The organism is Pseudomonas sp. GW823-FHT03E05, from assembly GCF_058796855.1.
On sequence record NZ_JBXAJB010000005.1, the window covers coordinates 66,731 to 89,208 of the forward strand.

Annotated in this window: 21 protein-coding genes; 17 read left to right on the forward strand and 4 right to left on the reverse strand. The window is 64.9% G+C overall.

The annotated features are described in order from the left end of the window. Positions 1 to 540 precede the first annotated feature (540 nt). From AC1RCO_RS20745 to AC1RCO_RS20825, 17 genes are all read left to right on the forward strand, one after another. Positions 541 to 1,584, forward strand: coding sequence for a methyl-accepting chemotaxis protein (locus AC1RCO_RS20745; protein ID WP_370511281.1), 1,044 nt, complete (start codon positions 541 to 543; stop codon positions 1,582 to 1,584). Positions 1,585 to 1,814: 230 nt separating this feature from the next. Then, positions 1,815 to 2,267, forward strand: coding sequence for a type II 3-dehydroquinate dehydratase (gene aroQ, locus AC1RCO_RS20750; protein WP_011059042.1), 453 nt, complete (start codon positions 1,815 to 1,817; stop codon positions 2,265 to 2,267). A gap of 48 nt (positions 2,268 to 2,315) precedes the next feature. After that, positions 2,316 to 2,774 (forward strand): acetyl-CoA carboxylase biotin carboxyl carrier protein, encoded by a 459-nt coding sequence (accB, locus tag AC1RCO_RS20755; protein WP_011059041.1) that lies wholly within the window; start codon positions 2,316 to 2,318, stop codon positions 2,772 to 2,774. Between the two features lie 17 nt (positions 2,775 to 2,791). Then, the gene (gene accC, locus AC1RCO_RS20760) at positions 2,792 to 4,153 is read left to right on the forward strand and encodes an acetyl-CoA carboxylase biotin carboxylase subunit (protein WP_015633996.1); all 1,362 of its coding nucleotides are present in this window, start codon (positions 2,792 to 2,794) and stop codon (positions 4,151 to 4,153) included. A 229-nt stretch (positions 4,154 to 4,382) separates the two neighbouring features. Next, positions 4,383 to 5,261, forward strand: coding sequence for a 50S ribosomal protein L11 methyltransferase (gene prmA, locus AC1RCO_RS20765; RefSeq protein ID WP_065364917.1), 879 nt, complete (start codon positions 4,383 to 4,385; stop codon positions 5,259 to 5,261). Between the two features lie 30 nt (positions 5,262 to 5,291). Continuing rightward, a complete protein-coding gene (locus tag AC1RCO_RS20770) occupies positions 5,292 to 6,596 on the forward strand; it encodes a DUF3426 domain-containing protein (protein ID WP_053148860.1) in 1,305 nt (434 codons plus the stop codon). 195 nt (positions 6,597 to 6,791) lie between these two features. Beyond that, positions 6,792 to 7,805 carry a tRNA dihydrouridine synthase DusB gene (gene dusB / locus AC1RCO_RS20775; protein WP_011059037.1) on the forward strand — a complete coding sequence of 338 codons (1,014 nt, stop codon included), beginning with the start codon at positions 6,792 to 6,794 and terminating at the stop codon, positions 7,803 to 7,805. Next, positions 7,802 to 8,122 carry a DNA-binding transcriptional regulator Fis gene (fis, locus tag AC1RCO_RS20780; protein ID WP_003186237.1) on the forward strand — a complete coding sequence of 107 codons (321 nt, stop codon included), beginning with the start codon at positions 7,802 to 7,804 and terminating at the stop codon, positions 8,120 to 8,122. The genes dusB and fis overlap by 4 nt, the downstream gene beginning before the upstream one ends. A gap of 82 nt (positions 8,123 to 8,204) precedes the next feature. Continuing rightward, positions 8,205 to 9,812 carry a bifunctional phosphoribosylaminoimidazolecarboxamide formyltransferase/IMP cyclohydrolase gene (gene purH, locus AC1RCO_RS20785; RefSeq protein WP_065364915.1) on the forward strand — a complete coding sequence of 536 codons (1,608 nt, stop codon included), beginning with the start codon at positions 8,205 to 8,207 and terminating at the stop codon, positions 9,810 to 9,812. A 189-nt stretch (positions 9,813 to 10,001) separates the two neighbouring features. Then, the gene (gene purD, locus AC1RCO_RS20790; RefSeq protein WP_011059035.1) at positions 10,002 to 11,291 is read left to right on the forward strand and encodes a phosphoribosylamine--glycine ligase; all 1,290 of its coding nucleotides are present in this window, start codon (positions 10,002 to 10,004) and stop codon (positions 11,289 to 11,291) included. 98 nt (positions 11,292 to 11,389) lie between these two features. Further along, positions 11,390 to 14,176, forward strand: coding sequence for a hybrid sensor histidine kinase/response regulator (locus tag AC1RCO_RS20795; RefSeq protein WP_019096153.1), 2,787 nt, complete (start codon positions 11,390 to 11,392; stop codon positions 14,174 to 14,176). A 64-nt stretch (positions 14,177 to 14,240) separates the two neighbouring features. Further along, the gene (locus AC1RCO_RS20800) at positions 14,241 to 14,837 is read left to right on the forward strand and encodes a MarC family protein (RefSeq protein ID WP_011059033.1); all 597 of its coding nucleotides are present in this window, start codon (positions 14,241 to 14,243) and stop codon (positions 14,835 to 14,837) included. Between the two features lie 38 nt (positions 14,838 to 14,875). Then, complete coding sequence (locus AC1RCO_RS20805) at positions 14,876 to 15,784, forward strand: hypothetical protein (protein WP_065364914.1); 909 nt, start codon at positions 14,876 to 14,878, stop codon at positions 15,782 to 15,784. Positions 15,785 to 15,787: 3 nt separating this feature from the next. Next, entirely contained in the window at positions 15,788 to 16,465 is a 678-nt protein-coding gene (locus tag AC1RCO_RS20810; protein ID WP_065364913.1) for a hypothetical protein, read from the forward strand. Between the two features lie 33 nt (positions 16,466 to 16,498). After that, a complete protein-coding gene (locus tag AC1RCO_RS20815; protein ID WP_015633990.1) occupies positions 16,499 to 16,951 on the forward strand; it encodes a hypothetical protein in 453 nt (150 codons plus the stop codon). A 27-nt stretch (positions 16,952 to 16,978) separates the two neighbouring features. Continuing rightward, positions 16,979 to 17,524, forward strand: a complete 546-nt coding sequence (locus AC1RCO_RS20820) for a CPCC family cysteine-rich protein (RefSeq protein ID WP_065364912.1) — start codon at positions 16,979 to 16,981, stop codon at positions 17,522 to 17,524. Then, entirely contained in the window at positions 17,521 to 17,964 is a 444-nt protein-coding gene (locus AC1RCO_RS20825) for an SMI1/KNR4 family protein (protein WP_065364911.1), read from the forward strand. The genes AC1RCO_RS20820 and AC1RCO_RS20825 overlap by 4 nt, the downstream gene beginning before the upstream one ends. Here the strand turns inward: AC1RCO_RS20825 and cobJ are convergent. The 4 genes from cobJ to cobG are packed head-to-tail and all read right to left on the reverse strand — an operon-like array spanning position 17,961 to position 22,345. Next, a complete protein-coding gene (gene cobJ, locus AC1RCO_RS20830) occupies positions 17,961 to 19,682 on the reverse strand; it encodes a precorrin-3B C(17)-methyltransferase (protein ID WP_220223634.1) in 1,722 nt (573 codons plus the stop codon). The genes AC1RCO_RS20825 and cobJ overlap by 4 nt on opposite strands. After that, positions 19,682 to 20,413: a precorrin-2 C(20)-methyltransferase gene (locus AC1RCO_RS20835; protein WP_026020077.1), complete on the reverse strand. Its 732-nt coding sequence runs from the start codon at positions 20,411 to 20,413 to the stop codon at positions 19,682 to 19,684. The genes cobJ and AC1RCO_RS20835 overlap by 1 nt, the downstream gene beginning before the upstream one ends. Continuing rightward, complete coding sequence (locus AC1RCO_RS20840) at positions 20,413 to 21,039, reverse strand: precorrin-8X methylmutase (RefSeq protein ID WP_011059025.1); 627 nt, start codon at positions 21,037 to 21,039, stop codon at positions 20,413 to 20,415. Before AC1RCO_RS20840 ends, AC1RCO_RS20835 begins: the two co-directional genes overlap by 1 nt. Continuing rightward, positions 21,032 to 22,345, reverse strand: a complete 1,314-nt coding sequence (gene cobG, locus AC1RCO_RS20845) for a precorrin-3B synthase (RefSeq protein WP_492618006.1) — start codon at positions 22,343 to 22,345, stop codon at positions 21,032 to 21,034. Before cobG ends, AC1RCO_RS20840 begins: the two co-directional genes overlap by 8 nt. Positions 22,346 to 22,478: the final 133 nt, after the last annotated feature.

Consider the following 22,478-nt stretch of genomic DNA (forward strand, 5'->3'; position numbering starts at 1 on the left):
GAACGCGAGCTGGGCGCCAACCTGGAGCAGCTCAGCCAGTACGCCAGCGGGGCCAAGAGCGCGGAAGCCGCGAACTACCTGCCTTTATTGCTCACCGCCTCCCAGCACCTGGGCAAGCTCTCCCTGGCCCGGGACAAGCTGGTGAGCAGTGGCCGCAGCGAGCTGGCCGCCGATGTGGAACGGGAAGTGAACAGCATCCGCGCCCAGGCCGATCAGCTCGAAGCCCTGCCTTTATTGGGCGTGGCCGCCAGCAGCGAATCGGGCACCGATGATTTCGCCGCCATGATGGGCCTGGAAAACACCGAGAAAGCCGCCGCCGAAGATGCCGGCATAGGCTTCAAGCGTGAACTCAACAGCCTGCTCAGCCGCTATCCGGCAGAACTGCAGCGCACCCGCGAGCAGATCCAGAAGCGCGCCGACCTGAGCGCCGCAACCCTGCTGAAGATCAACGCCGTGCGCCAGGCCATCGCCGAGCTGGAACCGGCGGTACGGGCCCAGCACGGGCAGATCCAGGGCGAAGTGCGGCTGATGCAGGGGCTGATGATCGGCCTGATCCTGTTGATCGCCCTGGTGATCGACACCTTGCAGCGCAAGCTGGCGCGGGTTCTGACCAACCTCGCCCCGGCGCTGTCGACCTGGGCCGAAGGCGACTTCAGCCGACCGATCCAGCTGGGCAAGACCAACCGCGAGCTGCATGACATCGAGGAGTCCCTGAACCGCCTGCGCGCCTACCTGGTGGACCTGGTGGGCACCATCCGCCAGAACGCCGAACAAGTGGCCGGCAGCAGCCGTGCCCTGGCCGACCTGAGCAGCGGCCTGCACAGCGGCGCCGAGCGCCAGGCCGGCGACACCGCACAGATCCGCGATGCCCTGGGCGAACTGGAAGCCACCATCCAGCAGGTCGCCGGGGACGCCAGCCAGGCCGCCGACGCCAGCCGCAGTGCTGGCCTCGCCGTGCAGCAGGGGCAGAAAGTCATAGGCCTGAGCCTCACCGGGCTGCACGCCCTTGTCGGGGAAGTCCAGGGCAACGCGCAGATGATCGAACACCTGGCGCAGGAATCCGCCACCATCGGCGGCGTGCTGACGGTGATCCGCTCCATCGCCGACCAGACCAACCTGCTGGCCCTCAACGCCGCCATAGAAGCCGCCCGCGCCGGGGAAATGGGCCGCGGTTTTGCCGTGGTCGCCGAAGAAGTGCGCTCCCTGGCCCAGCGCACCGCCGGGGCCACCGCGGAGATCCAGACCCTGATCGCCGGCCTGCAGGCCGCCGCCCAGCAATCGGTACAAGGCATGCGCGCCCAGGTCGAACACGCCGAGGCCACCGCCGGCCAGGCCCAGGCCGCCGATGGCGCCCTGGACGAAATCGTCGGGGCGATCCAGACCATCGCCGATACCGCCGTGCGGATCGCCGATGTCACTGCCCAGCAGAGCGGCGCGGTGAGCGAAATCCGCGATCACAGCGAACGCATCCACCAGTTGGGCGGCGACAACCTGCTGCGCATCGGCGAAGGCCGGGCCCAGGGCGAAAACCTGCTGGACCTGGGCGGGCAATTACATACGGCCGTCCAAGCGTTCCGCGTCTAGGCTCTGAAACGGGCGCGCAAACCACAACCCACCGCCATCAGCGACGAAACGGGCGACAAGAAGCACGCCCCCCTTCTTGAGGGCAAATGACCGGATTTAACCTGTCGGTCACATATTTTGCGCAAACATCGGTCATCGTGCTGGCTATTGCAGAGAACTGGACAGTCATAAAGTCTTTCCGGCATAGTCGCCGGGTTCTGACAACAGCCCCCGATAACAAGGAACAACCGATGGCCACCCTACTGGTTCTTCACGGACCCAACCTGAACCTGCTCGGCACCCGTGAACCGGGGGTCTACGGTGCAACCACCCTGGCCCAGATCAACCAGGACCTGGAGCAACGGGCCCGTGATGCCGGGCACCATCTGCAGTACCTGCAGAGCAATGCCGAGTACGAATTGATCGAGCGCATCCATGCCGCCCGCGATGAAGGCGTGGATTTCATTTTGATCAATCCAGCAGCTTTTACGCATACAAGCGTCGCATTACGTGACGCGCTGCTGGCGGTGAGCATCCCATTCATCGAAGTGCATTTGTCCAACGTGCACAAACGCGAACCTTTCCGTCATCACTCCTACTTCTCCGATGTTGCGGTGGGAGTGATCTGCGGCCTTGGCGCCAGCGGTTACCGACTGGCCCTGGAGGCCGCCCTAGAACAGCTTGAACGTCAGGCAAACGCTTGAACGACAAGCGATAAACGCCCCTGACCGACCCTTGGGAGTTGATGATTCATGGATATCCGTAAAGTTAAGAAACTGATCGAACTGCTGGAAGAGTCCGGCATCGACGAGCTGGAGATCAAGGAAGGCGAAGAGTCCGTACGCATCAGCCGCCACAGCAAGACTCCAGCCCAGCAGTACTATGCACCGGCTCCGGTTGCCGCTCCAGTGGCTGCGCCTGCCGCTGCCGCTCCTGCCGCCGCCGCTCCTGCAGCACCGGCCGCACCCGCGCTGAACGGCACCGTGGCCCGTTCGCCGATGGTCGGTACTTTCTACCGCAAGTCTTCGCCTACCTCGCCAGCCTTCGTTGAAGTCGGCCAGAGCGTGAAGAAGGGCGACACCCTGTGCATCGTCGAAGCGATGAAGATGATGAACCACATCGAAGCTGAAACCAGCGGTGTGATCGAGTCCATTCTTGTCGAAGACGGCCAGCCGGTTGAGTACGACCAACCGCTGTTCACCATCGTTTGAACCGCGGAGAGTCTTTGATGTTGAAGCCTGCGAAGTTGGAAAAAGTCCTGATCGCCAACCGCGGCGAAATCGCCCTGCGGATCCTGCGTGCCTGCAAGGAAATGGGGATCAAGACCGTAGCCGTCTACTCCAAGGCCGACAAGGAGCTGATGCACCTGGGCCTGGCAGACGAATCGGTATGCATCGGCCCTGCGCAAGCCGCGCAGTCCTACCTGCACATCCCGGCCATCATCGCGGCCGCTGAAGTCACTGGCGCCACGGCGATCCACCCTGGCTACGGCTTCCTCGCGGAAAACGCCGACTTCGCCGAACAGGTGGAAAACTCCGGCTTCGCCTTCATCGGCCCGAAAGCCGAGACCATCCGCCTGATGGGCGACAAGGTTTCCGCCAAGCACGCCATGATCGCTGCCGGCGTACCGACGGTTCCAGGTTCCGACGGCCCGCTGCCGGAAGACGAGGAAACCGCCCTGCGCATCGGCCGTGAAGTCGGCTACCCGGTGATCATCAAGGCCGCCGGTGGCGGTGGTGGTCGCGGCATGCGCGTGGTGCACAAGGAAGAAGACCTGATCGCCTCGGCGAAGCTGACCCGCTCCGAAGCCGGCGCGGCGTTCGGCAACCCGATGGTCTACCTGGAGAAGTTCCTGACCAACCCACGTCACGTGGAAGTCCAGGTGCTGTCCGACGGCCAGGGCAACGCCATCCACCTGGGCGACCGCGACTGCTCGCTGCAGCGTCGTCACCAGAAGGTCCTCGAAGAAGCGCCGGCACCGGGCATCGACGAGACCGCCCGCCAGGAAGTCTTCGCCCGCTGCGTCAAGGCGTGCATCGACATCGGCTACCGTGGCGCCGGCACGTTCGAGTTCCTCTACGAGAACGGCCGCTTCTACTTCATCGAGATGAACACTCGCGTGCAGGTAGAGCACCCGGTATCGGAAATGGTGACCGGTATCGACATCGTCAAGGAAATGCTCAGCATTGCCGCCGGCAACAAGCTGTCGTTCACCCAGGACGACGTCGTGATCCGCGGCCACGCGCTGGAATGCCGGATCAACGCCGAAGACCCGAAAACCTTCATGCCAAGCCCAGGCACGGTCAAGCATTTCCATGCCCCGGGCGGCAACGGCGTGCGCGTCGACTCGCACCTGTACAGCGGTTACGCGGTTCCACCGAACTACGATTCGTTGATCGGCAAGCTGATCACCTACGGGGCCACCCGTGACGAAGCCATGGCGCGCATGCGCAATGCGCTGGACGAAATCGTCGTCGACGGGATCAAGACCAACATCCCGCTGCACCGCGACCTGACCCGTGACGAAGGCTTCTGCAAAGGGGGCGTGAACATTCACTACCTCGAGCACAAGCTGGCCGAGCAACACTGATCGGCACCCGCCACACCGACAAGGCCGCTTTCGAGCGGCCTTGTCGTATCCGCCGCCGCCCTGCAGGAGCGAGCCTGCTCGCGAACCGCGCAGCGGCCATTCCCTGATCAACCGTCCTTGCGACCAAGCACAGGGCATCCCCCTCGCTCCCAAGGGGCGTCTCGCGTAAACTTGCGCGCTTCTCGCGGCCCACTAGGCTGCACATCACATATTTTCAAAGGTGCCCGCCATGCCTTGGCTGCAAGTCCGTCTCGCCATCAGCCCAGAACAAGCCGAAACCTACGAAGACGCTTTTCTTGAAGTCGGTGCCGTCTCGGTCACCTTCATGGACGCCGAGGATCAGCCGATCTTCGAACCTGAACTGAACACCACCCCGCTCTGGTCCCACACCCATCTGCTGGCCCTGTTCGAGGGCGGCACCGAAGCCGCCAGCGTACTCGCCCACATGGAACTGCTGACCGGCGGCCCGCTGCCCGAGCATCACAGCGAAGTCATCGAAGACCAGGATTGGGAGCGCAGCTGGATGGACAACTTCCAGCCCATGCGTTTCGGCCAGCGCCTGTGGATCGTTCCCAGCTGGCACGCCGCGCCGGAGCCCGAGGCCGTGAACCTGCTGCTGGACCCGGGCCTGGCCTTCGGCACCGGCACCCACCCGACCACCGCCCTGTGCCTGGAATGGCTGGACGGCCAGGACCTGAAGGACTGCAACGTGCTGGACTTCGGCTGCGGCTCGGGGATCCTGGCCATTGCCGCCCTGTTGCTGGGCGCCAAACAGGCGGTGGGCACCGACATCGACGTGCAAGCCCTGGAAGCCTCCCGTGACAACGCAGGGCGCAACGGCATTGCCGACGAGCTGTTCCCGCTCTACCTGCCCGAGCAGTTGCCCCAGGAGCAAGCCGATGTGCTGGTGGCCAACATCCTGGCCGGGCCACTGGTGGCCCTGGCGCCGCAGCTTTCGGGGCTGGTCAAGTCTGGCGGGCGCCTGGCGCTTTCCGGCATCCTTGCCGAACAGGGCGAGGAAGTCGCCGCGGCTTATGCCCAGGACTTCGATCTGGACCCGATCGCCACCCTTGATGGCTGGGTGCGCATCACCGGCCGTCGGCGCTAGAATGGCCGCCTGCATAATCCGGATGGCCGCATGACCGACAGTTTCGTCACCCAGTGCCCGCATTGCCAAACCCGCTTCCGCGTCAGCCACGCCCAGTTGAGCGTGGCCCGTGGAGTGGTTCGCTGTGGCTCCTGCCTGCAGGTGTTCAACGCCGCACGGCAGTTGCTCGAGCAGCGCGCGGCCAAGGAAGCTGCCACCTCGAAAGCCGCTGCCAAACCCGTAGCGCCACCGGCTGCTCCCGCAGCGACCGTGGCGCCGGCACCGGCGGCACCCGAGCCGGATCTGCCACCCCCCGCGGCCCCTGCCGCTCCTCAGCGCGCCATCAGCCAGAAGCAATGGTCGGCCGCCGAGATGGACCTGGATCACCTGGACCTCGATGAGGAACTGGCCAAGCTCGAACAGCGCGAAATCCAGCCAGCCAAGGCCTTTGGCCAGGAACGCGAGCACAAGGAAGGCAGCCTCAGCGCCCGGCGCGACACCCAGGACGCCGACGAGGCGCACTGGCCGGACGGACTGTTCGGCAGCGCCGCCGAACGGGACGACAGCGAGCCTTCGCCCCCCAAGGTGCAACCGGACGACGCCGAACCCAGCGCCGAACCACCCAAGCCCAGCCGCACCGAACCGTCGCTGTCGTTCAACCTCGCGGACCTGGACGACGAACCCCAGGCGCCCAGGTTGCGCCTGGACGATGACCTGGAACCTCACTCGCCTGCCAACCCGGACGACCAGGACGACGAGCCCGCCGTCTCCGGCAAGAAGCGCCGCGAGCGCAACGAGCCCGGGGTCAAGGAAGAGGTGCTGCTGGACCTGGTGGACGACCCGCTCCACCTCGACTGGCAGAAGCGCCGCTCGCCCTGGGGCAAGCGCCTGCTCTGGCTGCTGCTGATCCTGCTGGCCGCCGGCGGCCTGGTGGGACAATACGTCGCCTATCACTTTGATGAGCTGGCCCGCCAGGACCAGTACCGCCCCTGGTTCCAGCAACTGTGCCCGGAATTCGGCTGCACGGTACCTTCCCGGGTCGACATCGCCCGGATCAAGAGCAGCAACCTGGTGGTACGCAGCCATCCGGAATTCAGCGGCGCCCTGGTGGTGGACGCCATCATCTATAACCGCGCGCCCTTCTCCCAACCCTTCCCGCTGCTTGAGCTGCGCTTCGCCGACCTCAACGGCCACCTGATCGCCAGCCGCAGCTTCAAGCCCGGGGAATACCTGGGCGGTGACTTGCAGGATGCGGCGGAAATGCCGCCGCAGACCCCGATTCACATCGCCCTGGATATTCTTGACCCCGGCCCGAAAGCGGTGAACTACAGTCTGAGTTTCCACTCGCCTGAGTGAATCGGCTGCACAAGTTCACGGACGACTCTGGATTAACGACAGTTTTATGACTGTTTCGCCTGGATTGCTCCCAGGACGTTACAGAAGAACTGTTCAGATTTTATCCAATTCAGCCTTTATCCGGTCATCGAGAGCGGGTATCATGCCAACCCTTTTTCGAACTCTCATGATCCGGCCCCACAACAGGGAAGTCCTATGTCGGCGGTACGCATCGGCCCATATACAGTGCACAACGGTTTGATTCTCGCCCCGATGGCGGGGGTTACAGACCAGCCCTTTCGTCAGCTTTGCAAGCAATTGGGCGCGGGCCTTGTAGTCTCGGAAATGGTCACCAGCGACATGAGCTTGTGGAACAGCCGCAAATCGCGGTTGCGCATGATCCACGAAGGCGATCCCGAGCCCCGCTCGGTGCAGATTGCCGGGGGTGATGCACAGATGCTGGCAGACGCCGCCCGCGCCAACGTCGAGTTGGGCGCACAGATTATTGATATCAACATGGGTTGCCCGGCCAAGAAGGTCTGCAACAAGGCCGCCGGCTCCGCGTTGCTGAAGGACGAAGCCCTGGTCAACGAGATTCTCCAGGCAGTAGTGGCCGCTGTGGATGTACCGGTCACCCTGAAGATCCGCACCGGCTGGGACCGGGAGAACAAGAACGGCCTGACGGTGGCGAAGATCGCCGAGCAGGCCGGCATCACGGCACTGGCGGTCCATGGTCGGACCCGGGCCGACCTGTACACCGGTGAAGCCGAGTACGACACCATTGCCGCGATCAAGCAGGCGGTGTCGATCCCGGTCTTTGCCAATGGCGATATCGACTCGCCGGAAAAGGCCCGGCGGGTGTTGCACGCCACCGGCGCCGACGGGCTGTTGATCGGCCGGGCCGCCCAGGGGCGGCCATGGATTTTTCGTGAGATCGAACACTTCCTCAGTACCGGTGAAACCCTCCCGGCACCGGAGCTGTTCGAGGTGGAACGTATTCTGCTAGAGCACCTGGCCGCGCTGCATGCCTTCTATGGAGATGTCATGGGCGTACGCATTGCGCGCAAGCATGTGGGCTGGTATCTCGCAACCCTGCCGGGCGCCAGGGAGTTTCGCGCCCACTTCAATCGTTTGGAAGATACGGAAGCACAATGCGCCAACGTTCGTGAGTTCTTTGCCGGACGTTACAAGAGCCTGGAAACAGGGGACGGAGAGGGGGTGGCCGCATGACGATGATGACCGAGACTTTAGTGAGTGGAACAACACCCGTGAGCGACAACGTGAATTTGAAACAGCACCTCAATACACCCAGCGAAGAAGGCCAGACCCTTCGCGGGAGTGTCGAGAAGGCGCTGCACAATTATTTCGCCCACCTTGAGGGCGCTGCCGTCACGGACGTGTACAACCTGGTGCTCTCCGAAGTCGAGGCTCCGTTGCTCGAAAGCGTGATGAACTACGTCAAGGGCAACCAGACCAAGGCCAGCGAACTCCTGGGTCTAAACCGCGGTACCCTGCGCAAGAAACTCAAGCAGTACGATTTGCTGTAAGCATTCAATCAAACCAGAAAGGCGCCCGCGTAAAAAACGGTCGCCTTTTTTGCTGACTCCTTTGCTTTTGATGGAAATTGAGATGACCGACCAGACTACCCGCCTGCCGATCCGCCGCGCCTTGATCAGTGTTTCCGACAAGACCGGGATCCTCGAATTCGCCAAGGAGCTGGAAGCCCTTGGTGTGGAGATCCTCTCCACCGGCGGGACCTTCAAACTGCTGCAGGACAACGGCGTGTCCGCAGTGGAAGTCGCGGATTACACCGGTTTCGCGGAAATGATGGATGGCCGGGTGAAGACCCTGCACCCGAAAATCCACGGCGGTATCCTCGGCCGTCGCGGCATTGACGACGCCATCATGAACGAGCACGGGATCAAGCCGATCGACCTGGTCGCGGTCAACCTCTACCCGTTCGAAGCCACCATCAACAAGCCAGGCTGCGACCTGCCGACCGCCATCGAGAACATCGACATCGGCGGCCCGACCATGGTCCGCTCGGCGGCCAAGAACCATAAGGACGTGGCCATCGTGGTCAATGCCAGCGACTACGCCGGCGTCCTGGAAAGCCTCAAGGCCGGTGGCCTGACTTACGCCCAGCGCTTCGACCTGATGCTCAAGGCCTTCGAACACACCGCTGCGTACGACGGCATGATCGCCAACTACATGGGCACCGTGAACCAGGCCGCCGAAACCCTCAGCACAGAAGATCGCAGCGAATTCCCGCGCACCTTCAACAGCCAGTTCATCAAGGCCCAGGAAATGCGCTACGGCGAGAACCCGCACCAGAGCGCGGCGTTCTACGTTGAGGCCAAGCCTGCTGAAGTCGGCATCGCCACCGCGACCCAACTGCAAGGCAAAGAGCTGTCCTACAACAACGTGGCCGACACCGACGCCGCGCTGGAATGCGTGAAGAGCTTCGTCAAGCCGGCCTGCGTCATCGTCAAGCACGCCAACCCGTGCGGCGTGGCGGTCAGCCCGGACGCTGAAGGCGGTATCCGCCAGGCGTACGAACTGGCCTACGCCACCGACACCGAATCGGCCTTCGGCGGCATCATCGCCTTCAACCGCGAGCTGGATGCAGCCACCGCCAAGGCCATCGTCGAGCGTCAGTTCGTCGAAGTGATCATTGCCCCATCCGTGAGCGAAGAAGCCCGCGCCATTGTCGCTGCCAAGGCCAACGTGCGCCTGCTGGCCTGCGGCCAGTGGTCGGCTGAGCGCGCTGCGGCCTGGGATTACAAGCGCGTCAACGGCGGCCTGCTGGTGCAGAGCCGCGACATCGGCATGATCAGTGCCGATGACCTGAAAGTCGTGACCAAGCGCGCCCCGACCGAGCAAGAGATCAACGACCTGATCTTCGCCTGGAAAGTCGCCAAGTACGTCAAGTCCAACGCCATCGTCTACGCCAAGAACCGCCAGACCATCGGTGTCGGCGCCGGCCAGATGAGCCGCGTGAACTCCGCGCGAATCGCCGCCATCAAGGCCGAGCACGCCGGCTTGCAAGTCGCCGGTTCGGTCATGGCTTCCGATGCGTTCTTCCCGTTCCGCGACGGCCTGGACAACGCCGCCAAGGTCGGCATCACCGCGGTGATCCAGCCGGGCGGCTCGATGCGTGACAACGAAGTGATTGCCGCTGCCGACGAAGCGGGCATTGCCATGGTGTTCACCGGCATGCGCCACTTCCGTCACTGATACGACAACGGTCGCACTGACACCGGCATCTGCTGCGTTGGAGCCCACCTCGATGATGCTCATTGCCAACAGGCAACTGCGCTCATCGAGGTGGGCTCCGCCTTGCATCTACCACTGTCATTGCAACCTCCTGAGGCGTCCAGCTCTTCAGGTTCCAAAACAGAATTAGCGTCATCCGAGGTTTTTGAAATGAATGTACTGATCATTGGTAGCGGCGGTCGTGAACACGCTCTGGCCTGGAAAGTCGCTCAGGACCCACGGGTTCAGAAAGTGTTCGTCGCCCCAGGCAACGCCGGCACCGCCATCGAGGCCAAGTGCGAGAACGTCGCCATCGACGTCCTGGCCCTGGAGCAGCTTGCAGACTTTGCTCAGAAGAATGTGTCCCTGACCATCGTCGGCCCGGAAGTGCCGCTGGTGGCTGGCGTGGTCGACCTGTTCCGCTCCCGCGGCCTGGACTGCTTCGGCCCGACGGCCGGTGCTGCGCAGCTGGAAGGTTCGAAAGCCTTCACCAAGGATTTCCTCGCCCGCCACAAGATCCCTACTGCCGACTATCAGAACTTCACCGAGATCGAGCCGGCCCTGGCTTACCTGCGTGAAAAAGGCGCCCCGATCGTGATCAAGGCCGACGGCCTGGCCGCCGGCAAAGGCGTGATCGTGGCCATGACCCTGGCCGAAGCCGAGGAAGCGGTGCGCGACATGCTGGCCGGCAATGCCTTCGGCGACGCCGGTTCCCGCGTGGTGATCGAGGAGTTCCTCGACGGCGAGGAAGCCAGCTTCATCGTCATGGTCGACGGCAAGAACGTGCTGCCCATGGCCACCAGCCAGGACCACAAGCGCGTCGGCGACGGCGACACTGGCCCCAATACCGGTGGCATGGGCGCCTACTCCCCGGCACCGGTGGTCACTTCAGAAGTGCACCAGCGGGTGATGGATCTGGTGATCTGGCCCACCGTGCGCGGCATGGCCGAGGAAGGCAACGTCTACACCGGCTTCCTCTATGCCGGGCTGATGATCGACAAGGCCGGCAACCCGAAAGTCATCGAGTTCAACTGCCGCTTCGGCGACCCGGAAACCCAACCGGTGATGCTGCGCCTGCAATCGAGCCTGGTGCTGCTGGTGGAAGCCGCCCTGGCCCAGGCCCTGGACAAGGTCGAAGCGCAGTGGGACCCACGCCCGAGCCTGGGTATCGTTCTGGCGGCAGGCGGCTATCCTGGTGACTACGCCAAGGGCGCGGCCATCACTGGCCTGGACGCCGCGGCAGCACTGGAAGGCAAGGTGTTCCACGCCGGTACCGCACTCAAGGATGGCCAGGTCGTGACCTCCGGCGGCCGGGTACTGTGCGCTACCGCCATGGGTGACAGCGTTGACGCGGCTCAGCAACAGGCCTACCGCCTGGCGGCCGAGATCGACTGGCAGGGCTGCTTCTACCGCAAGGACATCGGCTACCGCGCCATTGCCCGCGAGCGCGGCCAGGAGTAAGGCTGTCGTTGACCCCGGCAAGGGCAAACGCCCTTGCCGTGCGGTCATTACGCCGCGCATAGTTATAATCAGGCATCAACCAACGAAGGGATTTCGCCGTGCGCTGGCTCAGGATTGCCCTAGGCTTCACCGTCACCTTGCTGACCCTGCTCTGCTTGAACCCGGCCCTGGCCGCTCAAGGCAGTGGCTGGGCGGTTTTGCTCGACGAACAGGCCGACCTGCAGCTCAGTGACATCCGCTCCCCGCGCTACACCAACCAGTTCAGCCCGATCGAGCTGGACAAGCTCACCGCCGCCGAGCCCGATGGCGCCCTGTGGCTACGCTTCAAGCTGCAACCGGGAACCCATGAGCAGATCCTGCGGATCTTCGCCCCCGACCTGTCCCACCTGAATCTCTACGTGCTCGAAGGCGACAAGCTGATCGAGCAAGTGAACACCGGCTCCGGCCCGTCGCAGGCGCAAAAGCCCCTGCCCAGCAGCGACTTCATGCTGCCGCTGCCGCAAAGCGCCAAGCCACTGGACGTCTATGTACGCCTGGTGTCCGAACACGAACTGCGCCCCTTCATCACCCTGCAATCGGCGGTGATGGGCGCGGCCGACCAGAGCCAGACGCTGATCTACGGCCTGCTCTTCGGCTGCCTGGCGATGCTGATCCTGCACAACCTCACCCGCTTCGCCTACACCCGTTCGCGCAGCAGCCTGTGGCTGGCAGCCTGCGAAGGGCTGCTGACCCTCAGCCTGCTGATGCTGCTGAACCTGTTCGGGCCCTGGCTCCCGGCCTGGGAAGCCCTGCAGACGCCGGGGGCCTATATCGCCCTGCTGCTGACCGCGCCCTGCGGGATGATGTTCGCCTACCGCTTTTTCGCCCCCCTGGGCGCCCATCCGCTGAACCGCCTGCTGCTGGGCAACATCCTGCTGATCAGCCTGTTCGGCCTGTTGCTGCTGTTCGTCGATACCCTGCCGCTGAACATCATCACCTACGGCCTGGTGGCCCTGGCCGGCCTGAGCATGCTGTTCGTCGGCGGCTACCACTGGCACAAGGGCTATCGCCCGGCGCGCCTGTTCGTCGCCGCCATGGTGATCTTCAACCTCGGCACCCTGGTGATCCTGCCGGCCCTGCTGGGGCTGACCCTGGTGGCCCCGCAAGGCCTGATCGTCACCCTCTTGAGCGTGGTGTGCATCGCCGGGCTGCTGATGAGCATTGCCCTGGGCGAGCGCCAGCGCAACATCACCGAGAACCGCTTCAGCGTCAGCCGCGACCTGGCCGCCAGCACCGCCGAGGTCAATGCCAAGGCCGAGTTCCTGGCCAAGATCAGCCACGAGATCCGCACCCCGATGAACGGCGTGCTGGGCATGACCGAGCTGCTGCTGGGCACCCCGCTGTCGGTCAAGCAGCGCGATTACGTGCAGACCATCCACAGTGCCGGCAACGAGCTGCTGACCCTGATCAACGAGATCCTCGACATCTCCAAGCTGGAGTCCGGGCAGATCGAACTGGACGATGTGCAGTTCGACCTCAACGCCCTGATCGAAGACTGCCTGAGCATCTTCCGGGCCAAGGCCGAACAGCAGAACGTCGAGCTGATCAGTTTCATCCAGCCCCAGGTGCCACGTGTCATCAGCGGTGACCCGACACGCCTGCGCCAGGCCCTGCTGAGCCTGTTGGAAAATGCCCTGAAGAAGACCGATGAAGGCGAAGTGCTGATCGTCGTCGCCCTCGACGAGCGCAGCAGCAAACCGCGCCTGCGCATCGCCGTGCAGGACAGCGGCCAGCCGATGGAGGCCGAAGAGCGCGAAGCCCTGCTGCACACCGAGCTGCACAGCAAGAACTTCCTCGCCACCACCCGCCTGGGGGGCAACCTGGGGCTGGTGATCGCCCGTCAACTGATCCTGCTGATGCATGGCGAGTTCGGCATCAAGAGCGGCACCAACCAGGGCAGCACCCTGTGGCTGACCCTGCCCCTGGATGCCGAGCGCCTGGAACACCCGACCGCCGACCTCGACGGCCCCCTGCAGGGCGCGCGGGTACTGGTGGTGGACGACAACGACACCTGCCGCAAGGTGCTGGTACAGCAGTGCAGTGCCTGGGGCCTGAACGTCAGCGCCGTGCCATCGGGCAAGGAAGCCCTGGCCCTGCTACGCACCAAGGCGCACCTGCGGGACTACTTCGACGTGGTATTGCTGGACCAGAACATGCCCGGCATGACCGGCATGCAACTGGCGGCGAAGATCAAGGAAGACCCGAGCCTGAACCACGACATCCTGCTGATCATGCTCACCGGCATCAGCAATGCGCCGAGCAAGGTGATTGCACGCAATGCCGGGATCAAGCGCATCCTCGCCAAGCCAGTGGCCGGCTACACCCTCAAGACCACCCTGGCGGACGAACTCAATCAGCGCGACAAGGCCCCCGCCGCCCCCTACAACCAGCCGGCGCACGCTGCCCAGGCCCCGGCGCCAGTCACCGTGCCCAGCGACTTCCGCATCCTGGTGGCCGAGGACAACAGTATTTCCACCAAGGTCATCCGCGGCATGCTCGGCAAGCTCAACCTGCAGCCCGATACCGCCAGCAACGGCGAGGAAGCCTTGCAGGCAATGAAAGCCAACCGCTACGACCTGGTACTGATGGACTGCGAAATGCCGGTGCTCGACGGCTTCTCCGCCACCCAGCAACTGCGCGCCTGGGAAGTCGGCAACCAGCGGGTGCGTACCCCGGTGGTGGCGCTCACCGCGCACATCCTCGCCGAGCACAAGGAGCGCGCGCGCCAGGCCGGCATGGATGGGCACATGGCCAAGCCCGTGGAGCTCTCGCAACTGCGGGAACTGGTGGAACACTGGGTGACCCAGCGCGACCTGCGCGAGCGCAGCACCGCGCACACCAGTTGAGCCGACAGGCTCTGCGGCGCCTGTTAAACTCTCGCTCGCCCTCCTTTAGTCGTGAGCTCCCACCATGCTCCACGTGCTGTTCAGCGTTTACCTGAAGATGCTGGTGCTCTACAGCCCCTTCTTCGTGCTCTCGTGCTTCATCAGCCTGACCCGCGGCTATTCGCTCAAGGAGCGCCGGCGCCTGGCCTGGAAAGTGGCCCTGGCGACCCTGGTCTCCAGCATCCTGCTGTACCTGTTCGGCCGGGTGATCTTCGGCGTGTTCGGCATCACCGTGGACGCCTTCCGCATCGGCGCCGGCAGTGTGCTGTTCATCTCTGCCCTGGGCATGGCCCAGGGCAAATCGGCGGTGCAGACCGACAACGTGCAGCAGGATGTGACCATAGTCCCGCTGACCATTCCCCTGACCGTGGGCCCGGGCACCATCGGCGCCCTGCTGGTGATGGGCGTCAGCCAGCCGCACTGGGACGACAAGCTCACCGCCATCCTCAGCATCGCCCTGGCCAGCCTCACCGTGGGGGTGGTGCTGTACCTGTCCAACCGCATCGAACGCATCCTCGGCGACCAGGGCTTGCAGATCGTCAGCCGGTTGATGGGGCTGTTCGTCTGCGCCCTGGCGGCGCAGATCATCTTCACCGGGGTCAGGGGCTACCTGGTCCCTTAGGGTCCCGGCCACCCTCCCATCAAGCGACAGGCAACGGAATGCAGACTCTTCAACGACCCACTGGCACGGGCCCCGTCGCCGCGCGCGCCCTGTGCCTTGCGCAGATCGGGCGCGGCCTGGCCTGCCTGCTGGCCGCGCTCCTGCTCATGCCCCTCCCGGCACTGGCTGGCGAATCGCCCCAGGCCAAGCTCGAGGCCTGGCTGAACAAGACCAGTGAATCCATTGAGCGCTTTGGCGACTTCAAGGTGTACCACCGTCGGGACGGCAGCAGCCCCCGGGAAATCACCTACAAGGGCCAGCTCTATCGGCCGCTGAACGCCTGGCAGATCACCGATGTAAAACCCACCGGGGCGACCCGGGGCGGGCAACCGGTACTGCTGGCCACCACCATCGAATGGATGGGCGTCGGCACGGTGCTGATCGCCGTGCAGAACGACACGCCCCTGGCCCGCATCCTCAGCCCGGTCAAGAGCAAGAGCGAACCCGACTGGGGCCAGCCGCAACCCGGACGCAGCGACCTGCTGCTGTTTCCCGAGGGCGCGCGGGCCCTGGTGCCCTCCACCGGGCAAGTGCTGTGGTTCGACGAGCGGCTGCCCGGCTGGGGGTTCTCCCACTACGCCATGCTGGTGTCGGTGTCGCCGGACAACAGCAGTGCTGCGTTCCTCGGCAAGGAAGGGCTACTGCTCAGTTCGGCGGAACAGGGCGTGTATGCCCAGTTGCCGATCAGCAAGGAGCTGAACCTGAGCCAGCTCTGGCCCCTGTTCAACCAAGCCGGCGACCGCGCGCGAAAGGCCCTGGACGAAGGCCGGCGCATTGACCAGAGCCGCCTGCATCACGCCTTGCAGGTGGACTGGGTCGGCCGCCAGTTCAGCTGGCAGCAGGTGCAGGGAAGCTGGCAGCTCAAGGGGCTGGGCCTGAACTCCAGCCCGCTGAAGAAGGAGCATTGAGTGATGACCGTTCTACGTCCATGGCCCGCCCGACAACTGCTGCAACTGACTACGGCCATGGTGCTGGCCGGTTGCGCCAGCCATGGCAGCGAGCAACCCAGCGATATACGCACCGAGCACGCCAAGGCCTCAGACGCGGTGCTGGAGCTTGAAGTCAGCTTCGCCAAAGCGCCGGACTACAAGCCTGAAACCCGCGGCCCCTATGCATCCAGCCAGTACGTGAAGATCGAGGGCGCACCGGCCCTGGAGATACCCTTCTACCAAAAGGGTATCGGCTTCGAACTGGGCGTGGTGGGTGACCCGCGGGCGCTGCTGGCCCTGCCCTACCCTTCGCCCAAGGCCGACTCATCGAGCAAGAACCTGCGGGTCATCGGCCAACGCCTGGACAGCACCCGCTACCGTTTTGTAGTGCTGCCGCTGTCGGGCTGGAACAGCCTCGACAGCTTCGAGGTGGCCTTCGCCCACAACGGCCGGCGCGAGGCCATGACCTTCACCTACAGCACGCAAGTGGCCTGCAACAGCAGCTTTGCGGTGACCACGCCGACCTACGGTTTCGCTATGTCGGTGGCGGCGCGCTTTCCCAAGGGCGTCCAGGGTTGCCTCAAGGCCTGTGATGCACGCCCCGAGTACGCCGGGCAATGCGCCTACAACTCCGGTTTTCGCCAGGTCTCGAACCTGTAGAAACCCCCTTCCAGCAGGAGCAGGAACCACCCAATGCCCTACAGCGCCGATGCCGCTTTCATTCAGGAACAATGGCTGGGCGGGTGTTTCCCCCGGGAAAACACCCTGGTCCTCGGCAGCGGGTTCTACTGCCTGTTCGACCTGCCCTATGAACATCCCCGGCTGATCAACAACGTCTGGATGCCGGCCCTGGACTATCCCCAACAGGATGAGCCTGACTTCGTCACCACCCTGGGCTTGTGCACCGACGGTCCACAGTCGTTCTATGCCCGGGGTGGGGAGACGGCAGGCTACGGCGGCGATGGCTTCCTGGCCTTGCAGGAAAAAGGCTCGGATGCACTGATCTGGCTGGTTGCCCTGCGGGACACCAACCCCTTCAACCGGGTAGAGATCCAGGACCAGTACCTCCATGGCGAATCGACCTCCGGGGTCAGGGTACGAATACCCATTCAGCGCCCTGACCAATTGACCCTCACCTGGCCCTGAACCGCCCCCTCGAAAAGCCGAGCCCCCATGGAAAAACTCACCGCCAACGCAGCCATCGACCTTCTGAGCCGCCACAGGTTGCCCGGCCTCGACGCCGCCGCGCGCTTCTCCCACCTCCTGAACTGGTGGGGAATAGACAGCGACGACCTTGAATTCGCGGCACTTGCACCCAGCCTGCAACAACAGATCCTGACCCAACCGGAGCCCCCGCAAGAGGTGCAAGACCCACGCTACGACGCGCTGCTGCTGATCGCCCTGCGCGCCGAGTATCGCGGCGTGACCCACCTGTACCTGAGGCGCTGCCTGCGTGAAGCCGGGCTGGGTGACTACACCGTCAGCGCGAACATCGAGTGCCTGGAGGCCTGCCCCTGCTGCGGCTACCTGACCCTGGGCGCACGAGGCGAATACGAGATCTGCGACCTGTGCCACTGGGAAGACGACGGCAGCGAAGCGCTGGATGTGCCGAGCGGGCCGAACCATAAAACCCTGGGCCAGGCCCGGGAACAATTCACCCGCGACATGAACCATCTGCCGCTGGACAAATGGCCACGCGCCACCGAGTACCCTGCATGATTCCAGCGCCACTGATTGCCCTGATCGAAGCCCAGCCCCGCTACCGCCCGCTTCCTGAAAGCGCCGAGGTCACCCTGGCGCTGGAAGCCCTGGGCATTGCCCCGGACAGCGAGTTCGCACAGATCTACCTGGCCTGCCACCCCGCCGATTTCAGCAGCCGCGCCAGCGACGAAGTGCTCCTCGACATTGCCGGGCCCGGCGAGGAAGTTCGCATGGGCACCGAGTTCATCCATGAGGTCTGGGAGCTGCCAGAGAACTTTGTGGCCTTCACCTCATTGCAAGGCGAAGGCGGCTACTTGCTGGACAAGGACAGCGGCGGCGTCTGGGATTTCGACCTGGGCGACTGGGAAGCTTTCGTCGCCGGCCGCATCCCCGCCAGATGGGCCGGCTTCTTCGAATTCATCACCTGGCTGCTGACCGCCGAACCCAGCGACTCCTAGAGGGGTTTATTGCCGTACCAGCGCGGGGTGTACACCCAGTCGCCGCCCCCGGCCCGGGGGAAGACGCAGGTGGTGGAGGAACCCACCAGCACCATGGTGCGCATGTCCACCTGCTCCGGGGTCAGCTCGCCCAGGGTGATGACCCGCAGGGTCTGGCCCGGGCGGCCAATGTCGCGCCCCAATACCACAGGGGTTTGCGGCGTACGGTGCTGGCGCACGATCTCCAGGGCCCGGCCCAGTTGCCAGGGCCGCGAGCGGGAAATCGGGTTGTAGAAGGCCAGGGCCAGATCCGCCTGGGAGGCGAGGTCCAGGCGCTTCTCGATGATGTCCCAGGGTTTGAGATTGTCCGACAGCGACAGCACGCAGAAGTCATGGCCCAGAGGCGCACCGGCCTGTGCCGCGGTAGCCAGGGAGGCGGAGACGCCCGGGAGGATCTCCAGATCGACGCTGTGCCAGGCCGGGTCGCTGGATTCGTGCAGGGCTTCGAGCACCGCCGCGGCCATGGCGAACACTCCCGGGTCGCCGGACGACACCACCACCACCGAACGGCCCTGGGCCGCCAGCTCGAAGGCGTGACGGGCGCGCTGCATCTCTTCGCGGTTATCGGTGCAGTGCATCACCTGGTCGGCGCGAAACGGACCGGCCATGCGCACGTAGGTTTCATAACCGAGAATGTCGTTGGCCCGGGCCAGTTCGGCTTTCACTGCCGGCACCATCAGCTCGGCGGCGCCAGGGCCGAGGCCGATCACGGCAAGGCGCCCACGGGGGCGGCCAATCTGCTCCGGGTCCAGGGGCTGGCTGGCCACAGCAATGGCGATGTCCTCGCCCACCTTCAGCGGCGGCAGCAATTGCGGCACGGCCTGTTGCGCCAGTTCGGCGACACTGTCGGCGGCCGGCAGGAAACGCAACGGTACGCCCAGTTGCGCTGCTGCCTGGTGCAGGGCACGGTCGGCCATGTCGCGGTCAGCGGCCAGCAGGCACGCCACCGACTGCACGGCGATGCGCGCCTGATGCAGAGCCTGGCGGATGTGGGTGGCCAGGTCGCTATCAGCTTCGCCGGCCAGTCGCTGCCCACGGCAGGCAACCAGCACGCTGCGGGGGTAGATCAGCAGCTCATTGGCCACGGGCTCGCGCTCGGCGGAACCGACCCGGATGGTCAGGCGGGCCTGGTCGTCCTCGGGCAGCTTCGCTGCGGCCAGCCAGGGTGCTGCGCCTTCGATGCGCACGCTTTCGCCACCCAGCAGGTCGGAGACGAACCGCTTGCCCAGCTCCAGGTCACCCAGGGCATAGCCACTGGGCGGGTTGAGCAGGCAGGTGCCGAAGCGCAGTTCACCACTGGTGGTAATGGCCGCGGCCACTCCAAGGCCCGCAGCGACTTCCCGGGCCATGACGTTGACGCCGCCCAGGCCGCCCAGCAGCGGCACCACGGCGCTGCCGTCTTCGGCCACCGCCAGCACCGGCGGCTCGGCGCCCTTTTCCAGCAGCAGCGGCGCCAGGGTGCGGATCACGATGCCCGCTGCGCACAGGGCGATGATGGGCGTGTCCTGCTGATAGAGCTGGCGCAGGGTCACGCCGAATTCGTGGTAGACCCGGTCGGCGCCTTCGACCCGTTCCGCCAGACCGTGGATCAACGAGTCGGGATACAGCCGCTGGATCTGCCGCGCGGTGTCGAGGCTGCCTTGGCCAAGGATGACGATGGCCGGAGTTGAACGGGCCATCAGCCTTGCCACCTTTCGCCAGGAACGATGATCAGCGAGAAGTACGGCGAGGACATCGGCTCCACGTCATCCAGCGGCACGATCTTCTGGTTGGCCATGGTGGCGCGCTCGACGTACAGCGCACGCCGCGCCAGCCCCAGTTCTTCCAGGACCTGGCGCACCTTGGGGAAGTTGCGCCCCAGCTTCATCACCACCGCCGCATCGGCGTCCGCCAGGCGACGCTTGAGTTCCTCATGGGGCAGCACCCCGGAAAGCACCGACAGGCTCTGGTTGCGATACACCAACGGCGCGCCCAGCACCGAAGCGCCGCCCAGCATCGAGCACACCCCCGGCACCACTTCGGCCTGGTAACGCTCGGCCAACCGGTCGTGCAGGTACATGTAGGAGCCGTAGAAGAACGGGTCGCCTTCGCAGATCACCGCCACGTCGCGGCCGGCGTCCAGGTGCTGCGCCAGCTCCTCGCTGGCGCTGTCGTAGAAGTCGCTGATCACTTGTTCGTAGGACAGCGGCGCCGGCAGCACCTCGGTGGTGACCGGGTACACCAGGGGCAGCAGGGTCTGGGCCTGTTGCAGATGCCCTTCGATGATGCCGAAGGCATTGCCCTTCTTGCCCTTGGCCACGAAGTAGGCCACCACCGGTGATTCGCGCAGCAGGCGCAGGGCCTTCAGGGTAATCAGTTCCGGGTCACCGGGGCCCACGCCAAGGCCGATCAAACGTCCGGGCTGCTGCATCATTCGACCTCCGTGGCCAGGGCATTGACCGCAGCCGCCGCCATGGCGCTGCCGCCCAGGCGGCCCTGCATGATCACGAAGGGCACCCCGCGGCTGTCGGCGGCGAGCATCGCCTTGGATTCGGCGGCACCGACGAAGCCCACCGGGAAGCCGAGGATCAGCGCCGGTTTCGGCGCGCCCGCATCGAGCATTTCCAGCAGGTAGAACAAAGCGGTGGGCGCGTTGCCGATCACCACCACGCTGCCTTCCAGGTGCGGGCGCCACAGCTCCAGGGCCGCAGCGGAACGGGTGTTGCCCAGCTCCCGGGCCAGCGCTGGCACGCTGTCGTCGCGCAGGGTGCAGATCACCTGGTTGTTGGCCGGCAAGCGGGCCCGGGTAATACCCTCGGAAACCATGCGCGCATCGCAGAGAATCGGTGCACCGGCCGCCAGGGCATCGCGCCCGGCCTTGCCGGCGCCCTCGGAAAACTGCAGGCCATCGACGGCCTCGACCATGCCGCAGGCATGGATCACCCGCACGGCGAGTTTCTCCAGGTCGGCGGGAATGCGCTCCAGCCGGGCTTCTTCGCGAATGATCGCGAAGGAGTTGCGATAGATCTCCTGACCGTCGCGGATGTAATCAAGCATCAAGGTTGCTCCGTGGGCGGGCATCGAGCAATGCCTCTGCCGCTTCAATAGAAAGGTTGCGTGCGTGCAGCGTGCCGAAACCCGGCTGCGCTGCATCGCGCAAATACAAGTCATAGCGCCCTGGGGCCACCGCCAGCAGGGTGGCCGGCGCCACATGAGCGGCGGCGCAGGAACGCGGGCAGGCGGACAGGTGCACATCCAGTTGGCGGCCATGGCGCTGGAGCAGTCCTGCCAGTTGCAGGGCGTCGCTTTTGGTGTCGGCCAGGGCCTTGCCGCAACCACTGGAACCGGTGCAGGCAATCAAGTGAGCCAAGGCTTGTTGCGGGCTGCACAGCAGGCCCAGTTGTTCCAGGGCGGCAGTGGCCGCCGGCGCATCCGCCGCGGCGATCGAGGGCAGCAGCAGGCTCTGCCAGGGGGTCAGGCGCAGGCTGGCGTCGCCGTACTCTCGGGCCAATTGCGCCGCGCCCTTGAGCATGGCCGGATCGAGCCGCCCCAGGGGCGTGCCCGCGCCAACATAGACCTGCCCGGGCGCAGCCTGTGGATAAGTACCGATGTGCAGCCCGGCGTCACTGGCCTGGCGCCGCCAGCCACCGATATTCAACAGCGGCCGGCTCAGGCGGGGCTCCAGTTGAGCGAGGAAATCCTCCCGCGACATGTCCATCAGCAGGTGACGCATGCGCGTCTGTTCCGGCCGCGCCAGGTCGAGAAACAGCTCCAGCACGGCCACCAGCAGCTCGTGGCCCTGGTCCTGCGCCACCGCCGCCAGGGGTTCATCCACCGGGCAGCCAGCCAGGCCGAACGCCAGCAGCCCCTGGCCGTCGCGCTCAAGGGCCGACAGCCACAGGTCATGGTGATGTTCGAGCATGGCCAGGGCTTCGCCACCGTCGAGCTGTACGGCGAACTTGGCCGACAGTTGGTGAAAGCGCGGATGGCCCTGCAAGGTGTCGAGAATCTGTGCGGCCAGGGGCCGGGTATCCATCAAGCACTGCCGATCGATCCCGGCGCAGGGGCTGAGCATCAGGTTGCGCACATCGTCACCGGCGGCAGTAGTCGGCCCAAGCCCGGCAGCCAGCAGTGCGGCGATCAGTGCCTGATGCTCCGGGCCGATGCCGCGAATCTGCAGGTTGGCGCGGTTGGTGGCCTCGATCACGCCACCGGCGTAAGCCTGCGCCGCCTCGGCCACTGCCACGGCCTGCTCCGCGCTGATGACGCCGCCAGCCAGCTTGATCCGGCAGATGCCACCGTCCAGCGCCGGGACGATGCGCAGCAACCCCGGGCAGGCCGAGGGGCGGATGGCAGTGGACATCGAGCGTTCGTTCAAGGGGGTGACCGGCCGTGTGGGAAAAGCGCTTCGTCAGCGAAGGCGCGGTATTATGCCTGCTTTGTCCGAAGGCATGAAAAGCCTGCCTGTCGGAACAACAGGTTTTGCGTTCGAGGAA